Raw genomic sequence first — 9,620 nt, forward strand, 5'->3', positions numbered from 1 at the left:
ACATTCCACCTATCCGTTAACGATATTAATATTCTTTTCCAGTTGTTCTTCACTTAATGCGGGAACCAGAAGATTATCCGCTCTGGCGGACATTTCCGGCACACAAGGCAGCCATCTTCGGCCTTCCATCAAGTCAGTCACCAGCCCGTCGCTAATTTCGAAGGCTATTATTGTGTTTCCCATCTTTTGGTCAAAATAAACATCCGACACCTTTCCGAGTATCGTTCCGGCTTCCGTCACGACTTCAAGGTCCTTCAGTCTGTTCTTTCCCTCAAGAAAGGTATGGGGGATGCTGTCTGCATCCACCTTGCGGATGGATTCCTCGTTCTGTATCATCACGGCATCCTCGCCATAAGCGACGATGTCTTCCCATGCCACAACTTTCACATGACTGCTGAAGAATGATTTGCTTTCCAGTTCAATACCCGTAATTTTCCATGTTGAATCGACAACGCAATCGACAATTTTGCCTACATCCTTACCTTCATCGACTCCAATCACATTCAGTCCGATAAACTCCTGGATTCTCATGGTGTCAAATCTCCTCGCCTTAAAAGATGGAGTCCAGAAAGGAGCAACCTTCTATAGTAAATGAAAGGAGCAAGTGAGCTCCCGGCGACAAAAGACTCTAGTCTTTAGTACGCAGCCGTTTCATGATGGTTTCAATTTTTCGGGAAACAAGTTCCATTTCTTCAGTAGTATTACCCAAACCGCTGCTAAATCGAATCGCGGAATCCAAATATTTATCCGGAAGCGCCATTGCTTTCAGTACATGGGAGATTTCTAGCGATCCGGAGGTGCAGGCCGAGCCGCTGGAAGCTGCGATCCCCTCCATATCGAGATTCATCAGCATGACGTCCGTCCGCACTCCCGGAAAGCTGATGTTCACGATATGAGCGAGCCCGTGATCGGGATTTCCGTTCAGATGATACGCATCCTTCCCGATTCCTGCATTCAGTCCATCCAGCAGAGCTGTACGGAGCTTCAGCCCCGCTGCTTGACGTTCATCCAGACCGCGAACCGCAAGCTCCACGGCTTTGGCGAAGCCGGCTGCTCCGGCCAGGCTCTCCGTTCCGGCCCGGCGGCCGCGTTCCTGCAGACCTCCGAACAGCCGGGGACGCAGCGGTGCGCCGCGGCGGACGTACAGGCCGCCGATGCCTTGGGGTCCGTTGATTTTATGCGCGGTGAAGCTCATATAGTCCACCGGCAGCTCGGATAGCTTCATCGGAACCGAGCCAAGTGCCTGTACGGCATCCACGTGAAAGAGCACACCGCGCTCTCTGGCGATCGCACCGATTTCCTCGATCGGCTGAATCGCTCCTACTTCATTATTGGCCATCATTACGCTGATCAATACCGTATTATCGCGTATAGCCGATGCAATGTCTTCCGCCGACACCCGTCCTGTCTCGTCCACAGGCACATAGGTAACCGGGAAGCCCATCTTCTCAAGCTCCTCGCAGGCATGAAGCACGGCGTGATGCTCGATGGCCGTCGTAATGATGTGGCCTCCCTCTCGCCCCGAGATGGCGCCGAACAGCGCCAGATTGTCGCTCTCCGTCCCTCCGCCGGTAAAAATCCACTCATCGGACGCACAGCCCAAAAAGGCGGCGATGGAATCGCGCGCCCCGTTCACGGTCTTCTTGGCGGCCCGCCCGAACGCATGGACGCTCGAAGCGTTGCCGAACTGCTCCGTCATAATGCTCAACATGACCGCGGCCACCTCCGGATGCACCGGCGTAGAGGCGGCGTGGTCCAAATAGATCGGTTTCATTTCTTCTTCACTGTCCTTGTATGAGTATGAAGACCGGCAAGCGCGTCATTCCCCTTTGACGTCTCCCGGTCTGTACATGTCGCTATTGATATGTACGGCGCCGCTGCAAAGCGGGCAGCCGCTGAATAACCGCTCCGTTATTTTAACATATTTGCTTCATAATTGTTCGTCAAAAATTTGGTTTTTCACAATTTTTTTAATAGGTTCAATTCGAGTACAGATACGCCACGGGTATAACATCTTTCGGAACACTGGAACTGGACCAGGAGAGGCGGACCGTCGCGTCGGCGGAATCTCCTTCATTATAGTAATCCAGGCGGAGCGAGTAGTATTTACCGGCTTCGAGCGAAACGACAGCTGTCTGCTCCGCCGGACTGTGTTCCGTCCAATCATCGATCAGCAGCTTGCCGTCCACCCACAGCCGAACGCCGTCCGAAGCATTCGTATACAACGTATATGTTTCGGCAAACGGCGGACGGAGATACCCGCTCCAGCGGACGGACATTTCCCATTTTCCGGTAGGCGTGCTCTTTTTCCAATCGTAATCGACCTTCGGGACAACCTTGGTCAGCTTCAGCGTGCCGAAATTCCGGTCCAAATAATATTGGCCGAGAAGACCGTCTCCGGTGGAAGTGTCCGCCGCGTTCAACTGGGCCACCTCGGGATTGGCATCCTGACCCCGGCTCACGGCGTAAGGATCGGCATAAACTTTCTTGATCACGGCATCGGTGTTCTTCTGCGCGAGCAGCTTGCCCCAGTCCATAAACCAGGCGTAGAGCGGCTGACGAGTCCGTATCCGGGTCATATCCGGCAAAACATCGCATTCCGTAATGGCCATCAGCTTGCCTTGTCCGATTTGCTGCAATTCGAAATAATGATCCAGCTTATAATCGCCGCCGTAAATATCTTTGCCGAGTACGTCTGCACGATCATGTCCGACATAATAAGCCGCGGCGTCCGACGCCGGGTTGTTGGCATTCGGGCTCCACACCCAGAGAAGGTTATCCAGGCCGTGAACGTTCACGTACCGGTTGTACATGATCTCCCAGAGCTCCCCGTAGCGCGATTTCTGTCCCCACCAGAACCAGCCGCCGTTCATCTCATGATACGGCCGCCACAGCACCGGCACATCAGCGTCCCGAAGCTGCTTGAGGTACTGGGCCACCGAGTCGATATCGGCCAGCAGAGCTGTGTTCATCGCTGTACCTGGCGTAATAATCTGAACGAACTCATCCTCCGTTGTCGGACGCTGGACCATATTCCATGTCTGGGCTGCACCCGGATAAGCCGCATGGTAAGTCGCGGTGACAACGCCTCCATTCTTATGCCAGTCGAGGCAGGCGTTGACAACATTTTGCCGCTGGGCCGCCAATTGCTCCGGGGTCTGCCCCGTAATCCCGCCGAATTCGACCCCTTTGACTGATGGATAGATGCCTGTCTTCTGCTTGAGACTCTCCGCGTACGTGTACGGAGCCTCCAAATATTCGTGCTGTCCGGTCAGCAGCCCTTTTTTCTGCAGCTCGTACAGACGATTGAGCAGCGTGCGGGCGGCGCCAGACGCGCCGGAATTCGCAGGTGATGTAATGAGCTTCAAATAGTCTGCCTGCCACTGCGCATCGGTAATCAGCCGGGACGCGGCTTCCAGCAGACGTTCAGCTGTTCTGTCTTCCACCGTCCTCACCTTCCTTTTTGCTACATCGTATGACAAGCCAGTTGTCAGGGGCACGGCACTAGTAGTGAGTATGCTAAGGATGGGGACAGTGGCGGATACATGAAAGGAAAGCCTGTACGACCGTTGTCCCGGCTGATCCCGGCGAACTGCTCTGACGCTGTTATTGAATAGCCAACCAAATCGGATTACACAAGCTTCATTTGGTAGAAGACCGTGTCCCAGTAGAAATTATTTCCTTTCCATACCTCATTGGCTGCCGGAAATTGTACCACACAGGTATGAGGCAGGTTGTAATCGTCATACCATAACCGCGCTTCCTTCGCATAGTTGACAACAAGCAGGGCGAAATCGCCCTTTACCTTGTCCTGAAGTATTTGTTCCAGCTCGATAATTTCTTCCGGCTCGCCGCCAACCCTGACGAAGAGAATGGATTCGCTTGTCTGCATACGCTCCAGCAGCCGCTCAGTCCTCCGGTTGGTTCTTTCCCTGAATTCAGGATAAGAGACAAGATTCGTTGGTGTATTAAGCTGAATACTGAAGTCATGCGCTGACACTAATCCGTATTCATCGTCCCGGACCAGGTAGTTGACACTATGGTAATCCAAACCTTCAGTGACCAGATTCTCATGCTGCATATAACCGTTGAACTCGTTACGCAAAGCCTTGTTGATATGGGATAGTCCATAGCTATACATCCAGTCAAACGGACCGCTCTCCTTTCGAAGCCCGGCACGTTTAAGCTGAGTTGCAGTTACACAAGTACAACCCAGGCTGAACACAGCATCATAGTTTCTTCGCAGCTCCTTCAGGTGCATAGCTCTTCCACTCCCTTGTACGTTTCTGAGTTAGCATATGATCTATCATTTGAATTCGTATAGGTGGATGAAGTCTGCTATGATCGGATTCTTAAGCCCTCTCCATTCGCAAGGTTTTATAATAAATCAGCCACGTCCAATTGAATAACGGTCTCAGGAAATTCAGTTCCGCATGTGCAGGCCGACATTTTGTAACACGGGGATAACTCGTATTGTTTGAACCGGAATCCCTTCTCATTTGGTGTTACCGAGATTTCTCCGCCTGGGAGCACCCGAATCGAAAAAGAATCCAGCGGCGTAGACAGCCCTGTTCCGACCGTTTTGATATAGCTTTCCTTCAGTGTCCATAAGTCAAAAAAATAGGCTGAACGCTCCTCTACGCTTCTATCAAGCAAATCCGCATATTCAACCGGCGAAAAAAAACGCTCCGCAATGCCCAAATCGATAGTCTTGACCTGTTCGACGTCTACCCCAACCTCTCCCCGCCCCCAAAAGAGAACTACCCAGTCCCCGGAATGGGACACGTTGAAGAAGAAGGAATCCACACCGTGCAGGCTTGGCTTTCCGTATTTGTTCTTCACAAAAGTGATATCTTTATTGGCAAGACCAAGCTGGCTTCGCGCCGCCTTGCGGACCAGACACTCGCCAAGCAGGGAACGGTAGGCATCCTCCTTGCGGACAAACCGCCCGACCTGCTCCCGCCTCATGCCTGACACCTGGGACTTTAAGCAATCGTATTCCCGGCCAGTTATCTCTCCCGGGACTTGCATGACAATAATCTGCGTCAAATAGGCCACCCATTTCTTAGATGGATTCTGCGGACTCCAGGTCCTTATTTCGGGAATAACACCCGGTCATCGAAGCTTACGGACCCCAGAGCCTTTCCTTTATGGTTGATGTGCCGGAACTTGAAGACATTTCGTATCGCATAAAGACCCCTTGGCCCGAGATTCTTTGAAATTCTCTGAGATTTCATCCGCATACAGTTCAATTCACTTTCCATTATTTGTGATCCGAATGCGAGCTGTCAATATTTGAAAAAGTGGGATTTACGCACTCGACAGGGCTAAATCATTTGCACCCGCCATCCGGCGATGTAGCCGAAGCCCCGACAACAGATGCCAGATAGGTAGTAGGAGGCATTCATCCCGCCAAAGAATCCCCACCATAACAAAAAAGCACCCGGTTCGAAATCGTAGATGATCTCGAACCGGGCACTTCGTACAGCCTGGACAGCTAATGCCATCAAATATAGAACATATAGATTTCGACACCTACACCTTGCGAGTAGAGTCGAGATAAACCTATAAGGAATCAGGGTTTCCGTGATTTCTCACAGAGTACAACCTACACCCAAAAACATTAATCTACAAGGTATTCTGTGGGTAAAGTGTGGGTAACGAAAAACAACAAGAGAGCCACTTCAGGTCAATCCTGCAGCGGCTCTTTTTCGCATTGTGTATGGTTTCTTAAGGACACTAAGTGAAGGGATTTGACCCCCGGCCTACGCATTACGAGTGCGTTTTGTAAGGTTTTATAAGTATTTATTAGGTTCTGCAAGAAGGAAAATGCACTATAACAAGCTCATAAGGTTCTGTAAGTCCCTATAAGGTGCTGTAGGATGGTAGATGAAACGGTAGATGAATGACTACGATATAAGAGCCGCTGGGCAGACCAGCGCAGTTTGATCCGTCGGAGCTGCCGATTTACGTCCAACACATAGCCCCTTGCAATTCGATCAGCAAACGGGTCCCAGAGCCGCAGGGTGACGGGCACGCTATGGATATTCATCACTATGTTCTTATCCACCGATCATATAGAACAATTCCCCACCAGATCAGCCCGGCGGAGTTAACTCATTTTAAATGTTCTTTCAACAGTTTTCCCAACTCTGCTGTATAACGGGTCAGTCGTAGGCTGATCTCCGAACGCATCACATCGCGTGTAAGCCCGAACTGCTCTTGGTAGCCCCTGAAGAAGATTTTGTAGTAGGAAATAAACTCGTCTTGCTCATCAGCCACGAATCGGACATTGCGCTGCTTTAATTCCTTTTGCAGCTCCCATGTATCCCGCATGATTCGATTTTGAATATATCTACCGGCCATAATATACATCTTCATTAGTAAGTTACCCGATCGCTCGATTTCCACCATACTTTTGCTTACCATCGTATCTATGTAAGGTAGCAATATTAGGTCCCGGATCATGAGGCGCTCTGCGTTGGTGAGCATGTTTCCACTATTCTCCTCTTTCTGATCTTGCTGCTCGTACTGCTCTACATGTTCCGACAGCAACATTTTGGTCTTCCAGCGCTCATTACCACTCAATTTGCTCATTTATAATGTCCTCCGATCTGTTCGGCCCGCTCCAGAGCAACCCCGGATTCCAATAACGAGGACGCGCGTATGAGTGCCCGGTTACCGTACCGGGTCTTGATCTGATCAATGGCCTGCTCTCTGTTGTACGTTCGGACCCGATCGTCAAAAAGGGTCAGTTGCATAACACTGTCATCCGTCAACTGTGATATGGATATGGCCAGGCGGCTCAAAGGCATTCCTGTCCAATTATCAATGAATAGCCGAAAAGCTGCGGCCGCCACCTCATGAGTCAAGGCCGATGGTTCCGGCAAAGTCATTTGCCGGGTATATGATTTGGATTTGTTGCCATCAGTCTCCGATACCGCAATGGATACCACCGATCCCATGTACCGGTAACGTCGCGCCCGCTGGCACACCTCGATCACCAACTCCAGCAGCACCACTTCAATCTCCGTCAACCGTGTATATAAATTCCAACGCAATGCTTTTCCATGTCCGACCGATTTGATTTGATGCCGTATGCCGGTTACGACCGGGCTGGGATCGATGCCACGTGCAGTCTGCCAATAATACTCTGCCTGAATATCGCTTTGTCTGCCCATCGTCGTGCGCATTTTCTGCTTAAATTCACCCAGATCCATGCGTGCGATATCCCCGATTGTAGTAATTCCCATGCGATAAAAGTTACTCGCCATACGGTTAGCCACCATGAACATTTCATGGATGGGCAGCGGCCAGAGTTCCCTGTCTATGTTTCCGTGATCAAGACAGAAGATACCTCCCTTCTGCTTCTTGGCGAAGTTATTAGCCATCTTCGCGAGGATTTTTGTCGGCCCTATCCCCACCCTGGTCCAAACACCTGTAGAAAGTAGCACATGCTGCTGGATGCTATTTATCATCTTCCCAAGACTGCCGCCGAAATAAGCGAGTGATCCCGTCACGTCCAAAAACTGCTCATCAATGCTGTACGGTTCCACAAGATCCGTATAGTTGCGATATATCTCCGAAATGAGCAACGAGACTTTAATATAAGTCCCCATTCGTGGGCGAATAACGACGAGTTCTGGACATTTTGCCTTCGCTTCACCTACACGGGAAGCTGTCGTCACTCCATGCGCTTTTGCAATCGGGCAGGCGGCTAACACAATACCATTCATGCGTGCTGGATCGCCTACTGCGACAGGTTTGTCTTTATATTCGGGGTGAGCCGCCTTCTCGACACTTGCGTAGAAGGACTGGCAATCAGAAAGCAAAACAATCCGCTCCTTAGACAAATCGCTGCCCCCTTACGATAGTCAGACATGTTGCCCGAATCCAACCGTCACTGATACCAACGATCTCAATCTGCCGCTGCATAATCTCGCCCACTTTGTCTTGGTATATGATTTCGATAATCTGGCCGATACACGTTTTCATGATAATCGCTCTCTAAAACAGGAACATTTGTTTGTATTATAACCCCATCAGGAATTTTTAAGCAATCAGAATATAGTGTATCTTGTCCCAATACTTACCTCAGCTAACGTATGTCACTAAGCATTATAATTATTATGAGGTGAAGTCATGTTTATAAACCCCATGCTGCTGCAGACAGCGCCGGGGCGGTTTAGCAACAGTGAATTTAACCTAAGATCGACGGACATCGTCTTATATATGCAACTCAAGCCGGAACGGTACGACTATATAGTGCCACATGTGAAAGGCGCTGGCGAGGCTCTATTTCGGCAGATTGAAGCCCGTGGAATGGAAGGGGTTTGTTGCAAAGCGTAAAAACAGCGTATACGAGATTGGACGCAGTAGTAATGCCTGACAAAAGATCATCAACTGGACATATGCAGAGGTATACATCACCGGGTACCGCAAGCAGGAATTCGGCTGGAAATGATAATGTTCAATTGCACGATGTTTAACAAAAGGGATACGAAAAGACACGAAACCACAATGAGAGCAAATTAGCAGCCGATCATTTGTTTGGTGAAAATAAAGTGTTAGACTGGAGTCGTTGAATTACCGTAGGCTTTAAAGAGAAGAATCGTCAGCTATTAGAAAATAAGTTTTAGACAGATCCATTAAAAGAAGCAGCGGCATACCAAGACTTGAAAAATAAAGTCTTAGACTGCCGCTGTTGTCATTGAACTAACGTTTCCCGTTAGCTTAATACTCAAAATGTCAGTTAAGAGTATATTATTGGTTGATTCCTTTATAATTTATAAATGAACTTTGGATTAATATCCACAAGAAGTAACAGTACTGTTCAAAGGAAAAACCGTCCCTTTTGGGTGAGGGACGGTTTTTTGGTTATTATTCAAAATCGGCATTGAGCGTGATTTCTTTCCATTCTTCTATGTCTGATAGCATACTTGAGAATTTATGTGTCGCTGCTTGATATGCAGCTTTACCAAGAAGCAACCGAAGAGGTGGGTTGGATGTCTCAACTACCTTGATTACAGCTGCTGCTGCTTTAACTGGATCACCTGACTCTTCTCCACTGTTTTGCTGAACACCTTGCAACATCTGTCCGACCACTGATTCCTTCAATTCAGGGATTTGAGTATCCGTTTTAACGGACGATCTGCCGCCCCAATCCGTACGGAAGCCGCTTGGTTCAATTAAAGTTACTGCAATGTTAAAAGGCGTCAGTTCTTTTGCCAGGCTTTCTGAAATGCCTTCAACTGCATATTTGGTTGCGTGATAGTAACCGAGTGTTGGAAATGAAGTCAAACCACCAATAGAGGAGAAATTAATGATATGACCGGATTTTTGAGCTCTCATATGCGGGAGAACAGCATTAGTCATTTGCATAAGCCCCCAGAAGTTAATTTCGAACATTCGTCGTGTCTCTTGTTCTAGACTTTCTTCCACTGAACTAAAGTATCCAATTCCAGCATTGTTCACTAGAACGTCTATGTGCCCGAACTTGTCAATGGTCTGCTTGACCGCACTTCTAATTTGTTCATCATTAGTCACATCCAATGGCAACGCAAGCGTGTTCTCTTCATTTCCTGATACAATATCTTGAATCTGATCGACTCTACGTGCCG

8 protein-coding genes are annotated in these 9,620 nt (G+C 49.2%); all 8 read right to left on the reverse strand.

The window, feature by feature from the left end; translation table 11 throughout:
• Window positions 1–9: 9 nt before the first annotated feature.
• Window positions 10–531, reverse strand: a complete 522-nt coding sequence (locus KIH86_RS15360; protein WP_223083890.1) for a PRC-barrel domain-containing protein — start codon at window positions 529–531, stop codon at window positions 10–12.
• 97 nt (window positions 532–628) lie between these two features.
• Complete coding sequence (locus KIH86_RS15365) at window positions 629–1,774, reverse strand: cysteine desulfurase family protein (protein ID WP_223083891.1); 1,146 nt, start codon at window positions 1,772–1,774, stop codon at window positions 629–631.
• A gap of 205 nt (window positions 1,775–1,979) precedes the next feature.
• Window positions 1,980–3,446 (reverse strand): glycosyl hydrolase, encoded by a 1,467-nt coding sequence (locus tag KIH86_RS15370; protein WP_223083892.1) that lies wholly within the window; start codon window positions 3,444–3,446, stop codon window positions 1,980–1,982.
• 185 nt (window positions 3,447–3,631) lie between these two features.
• Window positions 3,632–4,261 carry a DUF1796 family putative cysteine peptidase gene (locus KIH86_RS15375; RefSeq protein WP_223083893.1) on the reverse strand — a complete coding sequence of 210 codons (630 nt, stop codon included), beginning with the start codon at window positions 4,259–4,261 and terminating at the stop codon, window positions 3,632–3,634.
• Between the two features lie 116 nt (window positions 4,262–4,377).
• Window positions 4,378–5,031: a 4'-phosphopantetheinyl transferase family protein gene (locus KIH86_RS15380; RefSeq protein ID WP_407672285.1), complete on the reverse strand. Its 654-nt coding sequence runs from the start codon at window positions 5,029–5,031 to the stop codon at window positions 4,378–4,380.
• A 1,086-nt stretch (window positions 5,032–6,117) separates the two neighbouring features.
• The gene (locus tag KIH86_RS15385) at window positions 6,118–6,597 is read right to left on the reverse strand and encodes a hypothetical protein (RefSeq protein ID WP_223083895.1); all 480 of its coding nucleotides are present in this window, start codon (window positions 6,595–6,597) and stop codon (window positions 6,118–6,120) included.
• A complete protein-coding gene (locus KIH86_RS15390) occupies window positions 6,594–7,853 on the reverse strand; it encodes a DNA polymerase IV (protein ID WP_223083896.1) in 1,260 nt (419 codons plus the stop codon). The genes KIH86_RS15385 and KIH86_RS15390 overlap by 4 nt, the downstream gene beginning before the upstream one ends.
• Before the next feature lie 1,027 nt (window positions 7,854–8,880).
• Window positions 8,881–9,620, reverse strand: a 740-nt coding sequence (locus KIH86_RS15395) for an oxidoreductase (RefSeq protein ID WP_223110541.1), incomplete at its 5' end; no start/stop codon positions are given.

The sequence above is a fragment of the Paenibacillus sinensis genome, assembly GCF_019904155.1.
Taxonomy (GTDB): domain Bacteria; phylum Bacillota; class Bacilli; order Paenibacillales; family Paenibacillaceae; genus Paenibacillus_AQ; species Paenibacillus_AQ sinensis.